Consider the following 17,842-nt stretch of genomic DNA (forward strand, 5'->3'; position numbering starts at 1 on the left):
AATGCTCCATTTTTCGATAAGTTACCCCATGATTTAGAGCGTAAAGGCTCCCACTTGTGCGGATAACTCAGCAGCTTTGCATTGCAGGCTATCTGCTTGAGTTACACCATTTTTAGCGTTAGCAGAAATTTCATCGGTCACATCCTTAATCGCCACAGTATTTTCAGTGATATCAGCCGTCACCTGAGTTTGCTGCTCCGCGGCAGTCGCAATCTGGCTCGCCATATCAGAAATAATAGCAATGGTAGAGGTGATATCGGCTAGTGCACCTGATGCAGTATTAGCATCTTTAACACTTCTATCGGCTAGCGTTTGACTTGCCTGCATCCGTTCAACTGCATTTGCCATCGTCCGCTGTAGTGTTTCAATGGTGGTGTTGATTTCTTTGGTCGATTCTTGAGTGCGATAAGACAGCACCCGAACTTCATCTGCCACCACAGCAAAACCGCGGCCTTGTTCACCAGCTCGGGCCGCTTCAATGGCAGCATTTAATGCCAGCAAATTGGTTTGCTCTGCAATTCCCTGAATAGTTGACAACACTCCGGTTATCGCCTGAGCGTGACGACTGAGCTCTGTGATCACATCAGTTGCCTGCACCACTTCATCGGCCAAATCGTGAATAGACTGACGCGTTTTTTCCACCAAGCATTTCCCTTGCTCACTGCTAACGGCAGACTGTTCTGCGGCTTTGGCTGTCTGCTCCGCATTATGGGCAATTTCTTGGGTAGCCGAAGCAAGTTCGGTAATTGCGGTAGCGACCATGCTGACATCTTGTTGCTGGCGCTGCAGCTCATTGGCAGAAGCATGATTTAAAGCCAATGTACCCTCAGCAATACCGCCCAACTCACTAGAAAGAAGCCGTATATGACGAATGAGTTGATGTTGGCTTGCTGCAAATGAATTAAAGCTATCTGCCAACTCACCGATTTCATCCGCTGTTTCAACTTCAATCCGCCGAGTCAAATCACCGCCACCACTAGCAATAGCGGCTAATGCTTGAGACACATGGTTCAAGGGCAAAAATAACCGATTAATTTGTATGGAAATAGCCACTGCACCAAGGATTAAGGCTATCAATGCCAGACTCAATTGTATCCAGAGCATCTTGCCTAGTGGCGCTTCTAGTGTTGCTTTATCCAATACCAGCAATAACACCCAATCTGTTCCCGCTACTTTTTGTGCCCAAACTAACTTTTGTCGATTATCACCATCAAAATTGATTTCTTGGAATCCCTCTTGGCTATCAGTGAACTGCCCTAGGTGTTTATATAACCCATCATCAATTTTTGATAATGGCTGCATAATTTTACTTGGGTCATGGTAGCCAATCACATTACCGTTATTTTGCACTAAAATAGCGAAGCCATTATCAGGTAGGGATAATTCTGTCACTCCATCAATGATACTTTGAATAGGTACACTGGCACCAACGACACCAGCTTGTATTGGTTCAGAAATAGTAATGACTACGGTGTGATCAGTCTTGGTACGGTATGGCGGGGTAACTATCTGCTGACCCGCACTTTTGGCTAACTGATACCAAGGTCGTTTTCGCGAGTCATAACCCGATCTGTTTTTAAGGTGAGCGTCATACATGTTTCCCTGTTCATCCCCAACAAAAGCATAGAGGAAATGCCCAGATATCTTTCCCTGCTGTAAGGCATTATCGCGATCAACTGGGACATTTTTCGCCATCGCAGTAACGATTTGACGGCGTATGTTAAGCCAATCGGCTATTTCTATGGCCTGCTCATGGGCAACACTTTTAATCTGATAAGTCGCTGCCTGAATTAACTGATTTTTCTGTTCAGTATAACTATACCAAGACAACGAAATAATAATAGCCAACATAACTAAAATAACGGATAGCAATATCTTTTGCTTTAAAGAGAAGGATTTCATAACAGCATATATGCCTTGCATCAACGTACTAAAAAGGTCTGAAAACGTCAGACCAAAATAAAATCTAATTTTTACACATTAGATTAATCTGATGGAAGTCAATGCATTAGATTATTCAAATATATTTTAAATATTCACATAACATCACAATATTTGTTTTATTTAATAAGCTATTTTTGAATAAATGTTATTTATAGATTGGTGATTCTCTATAAATAATAAATCATATGAGCAAATAAATTGTTGACAGTTTCGTTTCCTTTTTTAAACAAAACTGCCAACAATCAAGAATTAGCTGCTAACTAGGTCTGTTGACGTTTCGTGATTAAATTTTGTTCGAGATAAAAGCGTTTTAATCGCGGCGAGTGGTTTGTCGCCTAGTTATTCTAAGCAAGAACCGCTCAACAAAGAGTAAAACGCTTTTAGCCGAACCCTGCGGGCAGCGTTTGAGGCTCCTTTCTACTGCGTTATCAGCTTATCAGGTAGCGCAACTACCTATCAAAGCCTCTGCCTTGTATAAAGAATCCTCAAATCGCTGCAAAAACAAACTTGAAACGTCAACAGACCCTAGCAAGCTTGGAGACATAGAATTAAAGTTTAAACGTGGCAACCTGATCTGCTAAATCTTTTGATTTCTGTTTTAGCCGTAGAGCATGATCCACACCGTTTTTAGCCCCTTCAGACATTTCATCAGTACCATCTTTAATCGCAATCGTATTTTGAGAAATATCAGCGGTTACTTGAGTTTGCTGTTCTGCGGCCGTGGCAATTTGCGTTGCCATATCAGAAATAACGTCAATAGCAGTGGTAATTTCTGTTAATGCATTGGCTGCGGTATCTGCATCCTTCACACTGTGAGTGGCTAACAATTGGCTGGCTTGCATTAACTCAACCGCATCGGCGGTCGTGCGCTGAAGCATCTCTATGGTTTCATGGATCTCTTTAGTGGACTCCTGAGTACGATGTGATAATACCCGAACTTCATCCGCCACGACCGCAAAGCCTCGGCCCTGCTCTCCCGCTCGAGCGGCTTCAATCGCCGCATTTAACGCCAAGAGGTTGGTTTGCTCAGCAATACCCTGAATAGTCGATAAAACGCTAGTGATAGCTTGAGCGTGACGGCTTAATTCACCAATTACATCCGTTGCTTGACCAACTTCTTTCGCCAATGAATTAATCGATTTACGAGTTTGCTCTACCAGCCCTTTTCCCTGCTCGCCACTAACAGATGATTGGTTCGCTGCCGTCGCGGTTTGTTCCGCATTTTCAGCAATAGCTTGGGTTGCCGAGGCCAACTCTGTGACCGCTGTTGCGACCATATTGACATCCTGCTGCTGGCGATGAAGTTCGTCTGCAGAGGCATGATTGCGTGTTACGGCTAAGTCAGCAATTTCCCCCACCTCGTGGGACAATGCCCTTACCTGACCAATTAATTGGCGCTGGCTTTCCACAAATCGGTTAAAGCTACCAGCCAGTTCTCCTATCTCATCATTTGCCGTAATATCAATATGTTGAGTTAAATCGCCTCGACCATTGGCAATGGTTCTTAATGCTTTAGACACTTTTGCTAACGGACTAAACAAACGGCCAATCTGTACATAAATTGCCAAGACACTAAGCAACAACACAATCAAGGATATAACAATTTGTGAGATCAGCATTTGGTGCATAGGCGCTTCAAGGGTTTCTTTATCCAACACCAATATCAAATCCCAAGGAGCATCTTGAATATCTTCTGCCCAAACTAATTTATCTTTATCGTCTTCTGAAAAATGGATAGGCATTAAATGATCATGATGATGATGTTGCGCTACCAATTTAGTTGCTAAATCCTCATCAATATCCTGCAATGGTCCCATAATTTTATTATGGTTTTTATACGCGATAACAGTGCCATCTTTATCCACTAAAATAGCAAAACCATTAGCTGGTAATTTCATATTAACGATATTGTCAATAATTTTATCGATGGCTAAATTTCCGGCAACCACACCAGTCTTAATGGCTTTTGCAACAGTAATAATGGGTTTGTGAAATGCTGCGCTAATAAAGGGTTTAGTGACCACCACATCTGAATTCGCTAAGGCTTTTTTATACCAAAGTCGGGTTCTGGGATCATATCCTTGCCGATTAATGCTGGGATCTGAATCCTGCATCCTTCCGTCTGTATACCCCATATAAGTATTTAGAAAACTGCCTGACTGTTGGGCCTGCTGTAGCGAATCTTCAGGCCCAATCTCCATATGTTCAGATAAAGCAAGGATGACTTTTTTATTAAAGTGCAGCCATTCACTGATTTCCTCAGCCTGTAATTTACTGAGATTCTGTAAGCGTTCTACACTGCTTTGCTGTAACTGTTCAATTTGACTTCGGTAGTTATGCCAAGACAAAACACAAGTCACCACTAATAACGAAATAATGACAGAAAATAATATTTTTTGTTTTAACGAAAAAGACTTCATAGGTACGTAAGACGCCTGCAACATTGAGATATGACAGAGAAAGACGTTAACAAATGAATAATTATTCAAGTTAACGCTAAAAGAAATTACTCAAGTAACTTAGTATTGATATAACGGCAGAGATTGGCATAAATAAAGTCGAAGACTAAATTTAATATTCAGGCGAAAATACAAAAACATATTCAGATAAAAACTTGCAATAAATACCCACTATTAGGTATTTACGAATTCAAATATTGCATTAGGCGTTACTCTAGTAATAAATAATTATTATTTAAAAATAACTGAAAAGATATAATGATTAAATATTCACAGGGACAAAATGTATTTAATCTTATCCACCTTGCTATCGTATTGAGAATCAACAAGGTGGATATGGACAGTTATTGGTTATTGAACATCTTTTTAATTGCCTGCAGATCATTGGTTTCTGACAATGCCAGACTGAGCAGAATACGAGCTTTTTGCGGATTTAAATGCTCTGATGCAATAAAACCATATTTCACATCATCTACTTCCCCATGCTGGGTAGTGGCACCGGTTGGTACCCGTGAGCTACGCACCACTTTAATGCCCTGTTTGCTCGCATCAGCCAAAGAGTCAAATATGGTGTGGTACATATTGCCATTACCGACCCCGGCACTAACGATACCTTTAAAATCATGATCAACAAATGCTTTCACCGGCAAATCAGAAGCATTGGCATAGTTATAAACTATGCCAACTTTAGGCAGTTGGGTCAGTTTTGAGACATCAAAAAATTGCTTAGGACCGTCTTTCACTTCGGCATAACGGTAAGTGGTATCACCATCATGCACATAACCAATGGTGCCAAAGTCTGGTGCTTTAAAGGTGTCAGTATTAGTGGTGTTGGTTTTTGTCACGCTATCAGCATCAAATACCTGTTCATTCATCACCACGGTAACACCACGGTTTTTTGAGTCTTTATCTGCAGCTGTCACTACTGCGTCATACAGATTTTTAGGACCATCGGCACTGATGGCAGTTGATGGCCGCATGGCACCAACCAGCACAACTGGTTTGTCACTGTGGGTAGTCAAATTAAGGAAATACGCAGTCTCTTCCATGGTATCTGTACCATGGGTAATCACAATACCATCCACATCATCCCGTTTAAGTAATTCATTTACCCGTTTTGCCAATTTCAGCCAAGTGGCATCATCCATATCTTGAGAGCCGATTTTCGCGACCTGCTCACCGGTAATATTAGCAATTTTAGTTAATTCTGGCACGGCATTAATAAGGCTGTTAACCCCCACCTCTCCAGCAGTATAAGCCGATCCCGTTGCAGATTGACCTGCACCGGCAATTGTGCCCCCAGTTGCTAGAATTTTAATATTAGGCAGGTTATCCGCCGCAAAGACTAGACTGCTAGTCAGCATAGCTGCACAGACCATACTAACTTTAAAAAATGCGTTTCTCATCAGACTTTCCCTTATGGGTTATTATTAAGCCAAACGAGGTTAAAAATTATTCTTTTATAAAACTGTGACAGGAACGAAATAACCGTAAAGAACAGTGCCACAATATAGAAAACTGAATTTAGCTATTATTAAGTAATTATCTAAATACTTAAGTAACTTTCCATCATTTAAAAATTATTAACACGACCATTGTTAATAAAATTAATTATCCTATTTTTAGCTACTGGATTATTGATTAATAAATAAAACTGAATTACATATACAATATTCTCTATTCAATGGCGAATATAATTTCTGAGACTTGGTTCAATATTTTATTATAGGAATAGGCATATTTATCCTTAGCATATACTGGATAAATAGGATGAGAAGTCCCCATACCAGTCTCTTGTTCGTGTCGCCCGACTATTCATATGACGTTCACACCTAATAAGTCACGCTGGATAAATGCTGCATGCCATAACACCTGATTTGCTCGGATTTGATTGGGTAGTATGTAGGCAAGTTATGCTGATAATGACGGTATTAAAAGATGGCTGCCAGGGTTAGCGTACCTTGGCACAGAGGAAGTTAGAGCTGTGGTCAGGTTTAAGCCTTACGTCCGGCAAGTGGCTATCATACTGGGCTGCAAACGAGCACAACGATAAAAATCCCCCACTATAATAGATAGCCTCATCGACACCGCCTCCCCGCAAGATTAATGTCAAGTTGTCAGTGCTTAACTAGCCCAATTATTAAGCTCAATTTATTAACACAAAATTTTAAGATCAGATAGTTACACTGTTTTTTAGAATAATTACATCACAAAGATGGCGTAAAAATGAATAAAAACTCATGTTGGCGATTACTAATTCATATTTTCTGCATTCTATGAGATAAAAATCCCCTTAAATTTTCCGTCATCTTTGGGGTCCCCTCTCCATACCGCCTAAGAGAGTTTTCATGAGCCAACTTCTAAAGAGTGCCGCTAAACTCAGTGTGTTCTCGGTGATAATGATCACTATCACCTCAGTCGACAGTATACGTAATTTACCTGGCACGGCTCTTATGGGAAGCCATGTGATCAGTTTTTTTCTGTTTGCCGGTCTGTGCTTTTTTATTCCCACTGCATTAGTATGCGCTGAACTCAGTACAACCTATGCGAGTCAAGGCGGTGTTTATCTCTGGGGTAAACAAACGCTTGGACCTAAATTTGGTTTTTTAACCGTGTGGTTTCAATACGCTGAAAATATTGTGTATTACCCGCCATTAATATCTTTTATTATCGCCACGGGCACTTATCCATTTTCCCCAGATTTAGCCAATAATAATTTATTTATGTTGGTGATGATTAATATAGTGTTCTGGGCACTGACACTGATTAATATTAAAGGGCTTAAATTATCCTCCGTCATTACCAATGTTTTTGGTACCTTCGGTTTGATCCTGCCTATTTTTCTGATTATCGGTTTAGGTTGTTACTGGAGCTTAAATGATCTGGGTCATTCCCATATCTCACTGTCACATGTCAGTGATTGGTTGCCAGATTTTTCCGCCACCGGCATGGGTGCCAGCTTTACTGCAGTTGTGCTCTCTTTGACAGGTATTGAGATTACCACTTCATATGCCAACGAAATCAAAGACCCGCAAAAAACTTATCCTAAAGCACTCTTTATCTCCACCGCCGTCATTTTGCTGTCACTCACAGCGTGTTCTCTGTCGATTGCAGCCGTTGTCTCATCAGATAACTCCAGCCTAAGTGAAGGGGTCGTGCTGGCATTTAAGTCCTTTGTTGATGATATGCACTTAAGCTTCTTGCTACCGATTATTGCCCTGGCGATTGTATTTGGCAGCTTAGCCAGTCTGAATAACTGGATTATCGCCCCGACTAAAAGCCTGCATGTGGCGGCTATTGATAAGTTCCTGCCTAAACGCCTGACGAAGGAAAATGCCAATAAAGCACCTGTCTCCCTGCTGTTATTACAAGGGGCGATTGTTAGCCTGCTATCGCTGATCTTTATCTTTGTCCCGAATGTGAATTCAGGCATGTGGCTACTGAACATTCTGATGACTCAGCTGTATATGATTATGTATATCTGCGTCTTCATTTGTTTTATTGCCTCACGTATCAAACACCCTAATATCCAACGACCATTTAGAGTACCCGGTGGTAAGTTTGGTATCGGTTTGGTCAGTGTTTTAGGTATCCTCAGCTGCATCTGTACTATCGCTATCAGCTATGACGTACCACAGAATATCGGTAGCGGAAATGCAATGGGCATGCTGATTGGTGGCTTTATTGTCTTCTGTTTACCCGCAGTGGCTGCCTTTATCTATAAAAACCGCCAGGATCAAATTGATCGCGCGAATGCCAACATGATGATTTGAACACCATTGTGTAACTGACAAGGCAGATTCTCCATCATGGAAATCTGCCTTTTTTCAGTTAAAATCTTACAGATTATTTTGTTATACCCCTTCTTTATGTAGGGTTATGATATTCAAGAAATCCCCCAAATAAGAGTATCTCCTTAATAATACTTATCTTTATATTTTTGGCCGTCCATTTTATATTTCTTAAAATAATAGAGCATGATTATTTAACATAAGAGATTTTCGCTAACGTCACGGCTTAAAAAATTTTTCTATAGATTAAACAGAAAGTTAAACAAAACACCCCACCTTAAACAAACGCTTGTATGAATCAGGTGTTTATATTAGCTTTGTAATGACAAAGGGATAATTTACCGCAGAGTAATATTCCTTTAGTTAGACTTTCGAAAACAATGAACATCTATAAAATATAATTATGAGCTATAAATTTGAGATAGGCGTTGTGTCCTTATCAGATGAGTAACACTATTTCACTTATTTAATACACACAGAGCAATATTATCCTGATTAACTTACCATTCAGGAAAATATTATGTACCAAGAATATATGTCGGAGTATCTGATTGACGGATACAAAAAATCTCAATTTGATTTAGCAAACATTCAATTTATCGATGGAGGACTGACAGCCGAACTGCAATACAATGTTTGTGAGGATAATGGCGGGTTTGAATTTCATATATCAGCAATTGATATCTTTGTTGCGATACAACAAATGGTCGTGATTTACAGTGCAAAGATAAATAATATGAAAGAGAACCGCAAAGAGGTCCTACTGAAAACCATTACCATGAATTTTGACACTATGCTGACGCAAAAAAGTGTCAAGGTCACCATTTTTAATATTGCAGAAGTCAAACAAACTGACCGGTTTATCGTCTACACCGGCGAATACGATGTTGCAGATGGCGCCTCATCAGGCAGTTCGGTATATATGCAATTAATCTGATACTCACTCTCTATCTGTATCGTCATTTATTGCAATAAATGTCAGTCGTCATCGCTTCTGTCTTCGGCAAAATAGATATAAGTGCGCATCACACTGAATAAAAGACTGGCAAGGGGTGGCCACAACGACAGCTATTGCCACCTTGCCATTCAAGCGGCCAAAAGACTTAAACATTAAGACTGGAGCATTAAGAGTAGAGCATTAAGACTTGAACAACGAAAGCTTTGCCATAAAGGGCGCGTAGACCCCATAAAACACAAATAAGCAGGCTCATTGAGTACGCCATAACTACATACCCAATAGTAATGGCTAGTCACAGCGGCCGCGCACCTTGATGTGATCCATCGGTATGCGGATTGGCGTATAACACAGATTATTGCAGGAGGACTTTTGCGGCCCTGAAGGACTTTAATTTTTGAAATCTTTCAGATTATTTTGTTATACCCCTAATATAATGAGCAGAAAATGATTTGATTATCACTTAAAATCTACTATCTCATTAATAATACATAATTTTATTTTTTGATTTATCTATTTAATATTTCTTAAAGTCATAGCGGATGATTTTTTATCATAAGAGCATTTAAGTCAATTCAGCGCATACTTACTTTTTATCCATACAATATAAATACTTACCAAAATACCACCATTTCAAACAAACGCTTGTATGAATCAAGTGTTTATATTAGCTTTGTAGAAGCGGCTAGATGATTTATCTGAGAGAGATACCCCTCATATTTTATCCGGCCGATTATAAAACATAATAATGATATATAAATTTGAGATAGGAGATGGAAACTGGCCCGTCTGAATATCCTATTTCACTTATAAAACATACACACAGCAATATTATCCTGATTAACCCGTACTCAGGAAAATATTATGTACCGAGAATATATGTCGGAGTATCTGATTGACGGATACAAAAAATCTCAATTTGATTTAGAAAACGTTCAGTTTCACGAAGGAGGTGTCACCGCCGACCTGCAATACAATATGTATGAAGACACCAGCAACTTTGCCTTTCATGTATCTGCAATAGATATTTTTGTTGCTATTCAACAGCTTGGTGTTATGTATAGCGCGAAAGTTAACAATATGAAGGAGAACAGAAAAGAGGTTCTGCTAAAAACAGCCAATATGACCTTTGAAAAGATGCTGACGCAAAAAAATGTCAAAGTCATCCTCTCCAATATTATCGAGAGAAAACGCACAGATAAATACGTTGTTTATTACGGGCAATTTGATATCGCCGATGGCGCTTCCAGCGGCAATTGCATTTATATGCAGTTGATATAGGAGAATGATAATGACAGCACAAGCACAAATTCAAGACGGGCGTTGGTTGGCAAAAGATGTCTCACTCAATGACTATCAATGGACCTTATCTGATGATGAGCGCCAATGGTTAAATAATATCGCAGCCAAACCCTTGATTAACAGCCAACTGGACGACACCAGCCCAGATCCGGTACAAGCCAAAATTTATCAGGTGCGTAATGAAGTGGATAATGGCGTCGGCTTTTATCTAATTAAAAACTTCCCTGTCGATGATGACAATGAAACCTATCAAACCTATCTAAAGTTTTTATCTCAATTTGGTTATTTGGTGAATCAAAATAATCTTGGGGACCTGATTTCTGTTATTCAGGACAAAGGATTTACCAAAGAAGATATTCTTGAACAGGGCGTGAAAAAGGGCGATGTGAAAGGACAGACAAAAAATCGCCCGTACCAGACCAATCTGGAACTGGATTTTCACAGCGATTTAGCCGATATCGCCTCGTTATTATGCCTGCGGGAAGCAAAATCCGGCGGGGATAATTATATTGTCAGCTCCCATGCGATTGCCGAGGAAGTAAGGCAAACTGAGCCGGCACTGTATGAAGTACTGCATCAACCGTTTTATTACTACCACCAAAACGGGCAAATCCCAGATGGTAAAAGCCACCCGATTGATATCCCGGTGTTCTCCAGTCAGGGGGGCAAATTCGCCAGTTTCTTTATTCATCAATATATTCTCGCCTCCCATCAGGGGCTGGGGATCCCCTTATCGGATCAGCAAAAAGAAGCCTTAGATCTTGTCACCCAACTCACCCGAGATAACCGTTTTATGGTCAAGGTGCATCTCAATCCCGGGGAGATCCTGCTGCTCAACAGCCACACCACTTATCACGCCAGAGATGCCTTTGAAGATCACCCCGATGAGGCCCAAAAGCGCAAGCTATACCGCAGTTGGATTTCAATTCCCAACAGTCGGCCACTGGCTGAGCACTACAAGATGCTGTATGGCAATAATCAAGCCGGAGAGATCCGCGGCGGATTCCATTTGGTCAGGCCGGAGGGCGTATGAAAGTAGGGATTATCGGAGCCGGAGTATCCGGTCTTTACTGCATGAAAACCATGCTGGAGCGGGGCATTGAGGTTGAGTGCCTTGAAGCGCGCGATGATATCGGTGGGATTTGGAATTACTCCGATAATCCCCAGGTTAAAACCGTGTATAAGAGTTGTCGGCAAAACCACTATCGGGAAATTATGGCGTACCCGGGTTTTCCCATCAGTAAGGAGATGCCGATTTACCTCAGCCACGGCCAATACCTGCAATACCTGCGTACCTTTACCCAACAACATAATTTAAAACAACATATTCATTTTAATCAGACCATTGCCCATATCCGCCGCCATCAAGGTGGTTGGCAGGTTAGCAATGCCGATGGCCAGTGTCGCCAATACAGCCACTTGATCATGTGCAATGGTAATTACCAAAAACCCAATATGATCTCTTTTCCCGGTGAGTTTGCCGGTAGCCTTATTCACTCATCCAGCTATAAAACCAATCAGGATTATAAAGATCGTAAGGTGCTAATTATTGGCATGGGTAACTCGGCCATTCAGATCGCCAGCGATCTGGTAGGTTGTGCAGAAAAAGTTTATACCGCCTGTAATGCGACCTCACACATTGTGCCCAGATTTGTATTTGGCAAACCGGCCATGAGTTATTACAGCAATTTTATCTCCATGCTGCCACGCTTTATGCAATCTTGGTACTTTGAAACCCTGCTGTATCTGTGTCGTGGCCCGATCAAACATTTCAGCCGTTATCCCAAACCCAGCCAGAGCTTTCTGCAGGGGCGATTGCCGATTTCATCGGAATTTATGGAGCAGGTGGAATTGGGTGAAATTGATGTGGTGCCCATGGTCAAACAGCTTGATGGCAAGCAAGTTATCTTGAAAGATAACCAACATATTGCTGTCGACGATATCATCCTCTGCACCGGCTTTAGCGCCAACACAGATCTATTCAGTGAGTCGATAGACATGACCCAAAACTATAAATTTGTGGTCAGTACCCAATTTAAAGATCTGTTTTTTATTGGCCATGTGCAGCCGGTTGGCCCAGTGCCGCCCGTGGTCGCACTCCAGAGCAACTATATCGCCGATATTTTAACTCGCCGCATTTCCCTGCCACCGCTGCAGGATCAGCTGCAACATATCCATGATCTGCAGCAGGAACTCAGTCGGCGCTACAGTAACCAAGCCAGATATAATGACCGCATTGGCTTTCGCGAATACCTCAGAATGCTGCAATAGCCCGACCATGAAAATCAGCATATGGCGCAGTGCTCACTGCGCCATGTAGCGCACTTAATCAGTAATGACAGGAGTGGATGCTATAAACGGGGAGGCCATAAGCGGGGATACCATAAACAAGAAGATAGCTGCGGGAAAACAGCAGGCTAATCCCTGCTAACAGAACCTATCGACTTTAGCTACAGGCTTTGAGGGCTTAGGCTAATTAGCTTGAGGATTTAAGCTAAACGGGTTACCCGCAGGGTAATCGCCCCGTGGTTATTGTCATACATACTCCAAGCATCATTGGCATAGGCGAAGAGATAACCACCGTGCTGCAATTCCAGCGGGTTATCTGCATCATGCAGCGTTAAATCCACATACTGATGGGGCCGTGGGCTGCCGTCATTACCAACCACAGGGCCACTTTGCAGCCCCATATCATTGGTGATCACCCCCACCATACGAAACCACGGAATATCACCATGCCGCCGGGTACCATATAAATCGGCTTTATCATTTCCGGTAATACGCCGCAGCAGAGATTCAAACTTCCCCCAGAATGCCCCCGTTAACCGGGCAATATCCCCCAGCGTCCGCTTACCGTCCTCGGTTCCCCGCCAATCACAACTGTCCCGGCCATCCTGCCATTGCCCCTTGGCAGCAAAGCAGTAGCGTCCGGCTGGCAGATACAGTCGCGTGTCATTCCAGCGGGTATCGGCAAATACCTCGGTCTCGCAACGTGCATTCACCGCCAATGGTTGATGTGGATAATAAGGTGGCAGCGCCAGTGGCGAGCGTTGCTGACGCTGAAAAACGCTGTAATCGATCGCTTCCCATGCGGGTAACTCACTGTCAGCATCAATTAAAGGAATATTCCGTGGCCGAGTGCGCAGCCGGGCAAACAGCCCTTTACAGGAATTGTGCATCACCCCGCCAGCATCGGCGGGCAGCAACTCACGCCAGTCAGGGCGCAACCCTAAATAAGGCTCCGCCTGCTCCAGCATCCATGCCAGCGCGCGGTTAGATAAATCACACTCACCATAACCACCGCCCACATCGGCATGTACCCCGGGAAACCAGCACTCTTGGACATTACCGCCCCGCGCCGCCAGATTATCCCAACGGCAAACGGTAAAACTACTGCGTCTTTCATCCAGCGCCATCCCATGTCGCGCCACCGACACATTACTGCCCAGTGACTGATCATGAAATCCCCAATGCTCACTGCTATCAAACAGATCCAGCAGCGCCATATCATCCGGTATCCCCAGTGCGCCAACCGTATCCCACACCCCAAGAAAGGCCACCGGCGCAGGCCCGCCGTCATGGTGCCAAGCAAGGTGTTTTCCCTGTGCCCAATGAGCATTAGCAGCGCGATATCCTTGCTGATATAACTGCTCAACCAACGCCCAACTCCGGCTGTCATCGTCAGGCAGCTTCAACAAGCCATAGGCCAACATGCCAGCCAATGAACGTACCGTGAATGCCCCACGGCTAAAGCCAAATAACAAGATGTGATCCCCCGGCTGATACTGCTGCGCCAACCAGTGATAAGCACTGCAAATATGGCGGCATATGCCCACCCCCAGCGCCCCACCTAAAATCGCATCCTTGATCCCAGAATCTTCCCCACCCAGCCCCGGATGGTAATAACGCAACTGCGCAACGCCCTGATGCTCGGCACTCAACGCATGATACAAGCGCACCACATTCGTCGCCGCCGGCACCCCGTTATCCTCCTGCTGCGGGTTATTCCAAGTGCCGTCACAACATACCACCAAATTTCTGCCCATCGCCCATCACTCCCTTGAACGCTATCCAATCCCAGCCACGCTCTGAGCCGATTTATGATTATGTTTGAAAACCGACTAGCCGATTACTTTATACTTGCCTAACAAACATTGTGAGACAAAATACACATTACCTTTTGCTCTGGTACAAGCTACGTATAGTTTATTTAATGTTGATGGTGCCAAAGTAGCTAATCGTCCTGTTGTATAGGCTGTGAATGTGGTCGGGTTTAGAACTATGCAGATATCAGTGAAATCATCCAAGCCTTTTGTATTTCCCCAATTGTCAGTCCTTCCAACGTACTTGTAGCTTTCTTTAAAAAACAATTTAACGATGGAATCGTCGGAGAATAACCTCTCAATATGTTCAGTATCGTCAATTAGGGCAATACTGACTTTATCTGGTCGATGAGAGCTTATTGCGATGCCAATTTGCTCGGTAACAAATCTGCAAACTGTAGGGCTACATCTATAACTGTGGGAGAGTGTATCTACGTCGATTGTGTATCCCACACCTTTGAACTTGGCAAGATATGTCTCATAGTTGTTATGTAGGTTTTTTTGAATATTACCATCTCGACTAGTATCAAAAGTATGTTGGAAAAAGTCACCAACGAATAGTACCTCCACATCCATTTTCGATAACTGACAAAGCAAATTGAAGTCATTGGCTGCGAAATCTTGAACCTCATCTACGCAGAAAAAATCAAAATACTTTTCAATACGTTTAGTGATGTCAGACACACCAACACAATCCATCATCATCTTTGCAATACGGTTATGGTAAAGTCGGTCTTCTTGACTGACGTAATGCTCATGAGTGTTGCGTCTCGCAAATCTAGGCGGATCACTATAGCTAATCCCCTTTATCTTCATGTCGTTACCAACTACTGGCCGCACGCAGAACGATATTAAGAACGAGAAATAGGTGTAAACACGTACACCTTTAGGCATGACCCCAAATTTGTTTAAAATTCGTTTCTTTAGATTAGTAGTATTATTTACGGTGTAAGTAACAATCAGCGCACGACTATTTATGTCCAATTTATCAATTATATGCTGGGTTTTACCCGATCCTGCGACTGCTAGCACTACTCGCTTATCCATTCAATAGCCTCTCTAATGTATGGAGGCACAGTGATTTCATTCGCCTTCTCGTCAAGTAACCTAAATGCAGCGGTAGTTTTGTTATTCAGCATATATTGTTGCGGTATTAATTGAATCCCTCCACCTGAAAATAAGTCATCGCAGATTTCATTATTATCTTGATACATGCATATTTCAAAAGTGGTTCTTGTGTTATCTGTGTCAGCGAACACAGCTATACAATCTGCCTGATAATCATGATAATTATCTACACAGTTTTTCTGATAGTCACTGTCATTATCACGGATCACCACAGTCTTAATGCTCAGCAGCTTTGAAACTTCCATATATCGTTTAAAGCTAGTACCACCAACTGAGATAATATGAATTCCATCCTCGCTTGGTGGATGACCTTTAGTGCGCTCGTATAAGCACTCCATTAGAATATATTCCGCATCACCCTCAACAAGGATGACTTTTTCAGAAAGGACATGCTCTAGGATGTTATGATTTGGAGCCTTAGCAAAAAACTTAGCAGTGTCCCTCGTGAGGTCTTTCAGGGTAGCTGGTCTGGTTGCTGCACTATTCAGTAAGATCGACTTTCTTAAGTCTAACCTTGAGCTAATTAGGCTGCTATGGGTAGCAATTATGACCTGATTATCATGAGCCTTCTCGACCTGACCGATTAGCTTATACATGCTGGTGTGGCTAAGGTGGTTCTCAGGTTCTTCTAGTAATAAGACATCTATTGTCTTGCCTTCATCACGCTCTCTCAGGGCAAATGCGGTCTTAATAAAGCATTGTTTTCCCTTGCCACGATTTTCAATGGGTATCCCTTCTTCTGTGAGGATGAGGTCTGTTTCCAGATTGAACTTAGAGCCAGAACGAATAGCAAAATCGTAATCTTCTATACTATTATTAATTACATTCAGTTGAGTATCCCTGAAGGAATTTTTTTGCTTTCTATATTCATTCATTAGGCGATAGCGGACTGGTTGATCCACGGTCGTTTCATACATAGCTTTTACATACTGACTGTTTGCGTACTCGTTGTTAATTTGAGTGCTATCAATAGACAAAAAGCGCAAAAACTTCCGATAACTTGAGTATGCCTCCCCACTGAACGTAATAAACTTGGCAACGTAAAATTCGAATGGAAAGTTATCACCTTCAGTATCCAAAACTTGCCGTATCTCCGGGCTTAACTCTTCGTTCGGCTCACAGATTAATTGAAGCCCATCAGCGTAAGTTCTATCACTGTTGTTTCTACCGTTAAGGTCTGGGTTATCTGCATCACTTAGAAATAATTCAATATGAAGACTAGGAAGGCGGTCTATATTTTTCTCACCCGCTAGAAATTCTGAAACAGCACTGACATTAAGCAAAGCTTCGATACCTAAGCTCTCTACTTTGCTTCTACTGCCACTCAATACAAGTTCAATAGCCGTCAATATAGTGCTCTTTCCGGCTTCATTATCCCCAACCAGAATGTTTCTTTTTGGATCAAAATAGATCTCATACTCTCTGTATTTTTTAAAGTTTTTGATTTTCGCCTTTAAAATATGCGCCATTATAATACTTACCTTTCCATGGATGGTTTTTAACAAGGCTACTATATGGCATTAACCGTTATAAAAATGCTTTTGAAATCACGAGTTAAAAGAATGAGGACAGCCACAACACTTCACTCGCAGGTGACTCCAAATGACCCAGTGTACTCGGATTTGAGGCCCTCTCTGGCATGGATGCCAGAGCGGAGTCTACAGGGAGGTACTTGCGACGTGCCGAGAAGTCGAGTGCACATAAGGCCGTTCTCGAACTTCCATGTCCTTCACGGCATTCAGGCTTCCTGCCTATCCCTGCGGCAGGCAATGGATAACACCCAAAGCCTGAAGCCATTCCAAACCCACTTCCCAACACCAATCAAAACAGCACACACCAATGGAAAAGGCCCACGTTCAATACGTGGGCCTTTTCCTGTACGCCAGAAAACATCCCCTCTATTGCCATCCATGGCCGCCGGGGATAATCACATCTGACCTCCATGGAAGGAGGAAATGCCTGCTAATGTCCGGAACATTTAAGGCCCTGTAAAGAAAAACCCCGACACTGTTACCAGTCTCGGGGTTTCTTTTGGCTTTAAGCTTTAGGGCTTAGGCCGGGTATGCATTTTGCGCAGAATAAATCGGGTTAGAACAAGGCGCTTTACATCGACGTTTAGCTCTCTTAAACGAGGTGGAAAGCAACGCAGTTATCACCGAT

At 42.5% G+C, this 17,842-nt stretch carries 11 protein-coding genes; 5 read left to right on the top strand and 6 right to left on the bottom strand.

The features are described 5' to 3' along the window. Window positions 1-33 precede the first annotated feature (33 nt). The 3 genes from NFHSH190041_RS17290 to ansB all read right to left on the bottom strand — a co-directional run bounded on the left by NFHSH190041_RS17290 (window position 34) and on the right by ansB (window position 5,809). On the bottom strand, window positions 34-1,902 hold the full coding sequence (locus NFHSH190041_RS17290) for a methyl-accepting chemotaxis protein (protein ID WP_261922952.1): 1,869 nt from the start codon (window positions 1,900-1,902) through the stop codon (window positions 34-36). Window positions 1,903-2,492: 590 nt separating this feature from the next. Further along, window positions 2,493-4,364, bottom strand: a complete 1,872-nt coding sequence (locus NFHSH190041_RS17300; RefSeq protein ID WP_261922954.1) for a methyl-accepting chemotaxis protein — start codon at window positions 4,362-4,364, stop codon at window positions 2,493-2,495. A gap of 383 nt (window positions 4,365-4,747) precedes the next feature. Continuing rightward, complete coding sequence (gene ansB / locus NFHSH190041_RS17305; protein WP_261922955.1) at window positions 4,748-5,809, bottom strand: L-asparaginase 2; 1,062 nt, start codon at window positions 5,807-5,809, stop codon at window positions 4,748-4,750. A gap of 942 nt (window positions 5,810-6,751) precedes the next feature. Between ansB and NFHSH190041_RS17310 the strand changes: the two genes are divergently transcribed. From NFHSH190041_RS17310 to NFHSH190041_RS17330, 5 genes are all read left to right on the top strand, one after another. Then, window positions 6,752-8,176, top strand: a complete 1,425-nt coding sequence (locus tag NFHSH190041_RS17310; protein WP_261922956.1) for an APC family permease — start codon at window positions 6,752-6,754, stop codon at window positions 8,174-8,176. Window positions 8,177-8,714: 538 nt separating this feature from the next. Next, entirely contained in the window at window positions 8,715-9,131 is a 417-nt protein-coding gene (locus NFHSH190041_RS17315; protein WP_261922957.1) for a hypothetical protein, read from the top strand. A gap of 882 nt (window positions 9,132-10,013) precedes the next feature. After that, on the top strand, window positions 10,014-10,430 hold the full coding sequence (locus tag NFHSH190041_RS17320) for a hypothetical protein (protein ID WP_261922958.1): 417 nt from the start codon (window positions 10,014-10,016) through the stop codon (window positions 10,428-10,430). 10 nt (window positions 10,431-10,440) lie between these two features. After that, a complete protein-coding gene (locus NFHSH190041_RS17325; RefSeq protein ID WP_261922959.1) occupies window positions 10,441-11,484 on the top strand; it encodes a TauD/TfdA family dioxygenase in 1,044 nt (347 codons plus the stop codon). Next, a complete protein-coding gene (locus tag NFHSH190041_RS17330; RefSeq protein WP_261922960.1) occupies window positions 11,481-12,722 on the top strand; it encodes a flavin-containing monooxygenase in 1,242 nt (413 codons plus the stop codon). The genes NFHSH190041_RS17325 and NFHSH190041_RS17330 overlap by 4 nt, the downstream gene beginning before the upstream one ends. A gap of 218 nt (window positions 12,723-12,940) precedes the next feature. Here NFHSH190041_RS17330 and NFHSH190041_RS17335 read toward each other — a convergent pair whose 3' ends face one another. The 3 genes from NFHSH190041_RS17335 to NFHSH190041_RS17345 all read right to left on the bottom strand — a co-directional run bounded on the left by NFHSH190041_RS17335 (window position 12,941) and on the right by NFHSH190041_RS17345 (window position 17,151). Continuing rightward, window positions 12,941-14,497, bottom strand: coding sequence for a DUF2235 domain-containing protein (locus tag NFHSH190041_RS17335; RefSeq protein ID WP_261922961.1), 1,557 nt, complete (start codon window positions 14,495-14,497; stop codon window positions 12,941-12,943). A 75-nt stretch (window positions 14,498-14,572) separates the two neighbouring features. Further along, window positions 14,573-15,601: an AAA family ATPase gene (locus NFHSH190041_RS17340; RefSeq protein WP_261922962.1), complete on the bottom strand. Its 1,029-nt coding sequence runs from the start codon at window positions 15,599-15,601 to the stop codon at window positions 14,573-14,575. Beyond that, window positions 15,586-17,151 (bottom strand): ATP-dependent nuclease, encoded by a 1,566-nt coding sequence (locus tag NFHSH190041_RS17345; protein WP_261922963.1) that lies wholly within the window; start codon window positions 17,149-17,151, stop codon window positions 15,586-15,588. Before NFHSH190041_RS17345 ends, NFHSH190041_RS17340 begins: the two co-directional genes overlap by 16 nt. Window positions 17,152-17,842 lie beyond the last annotated feature (691 nt).

Origin of the sequence: Shewanella sp. NFH-SH190041, assembly GCF_024363255.1 — a bacterium.
Classification (GTDB): Bacteria; Pseudomonadota; Gammaproteobacteria; order Enterobacterales; family Shewanellaceae; genus Shewanella.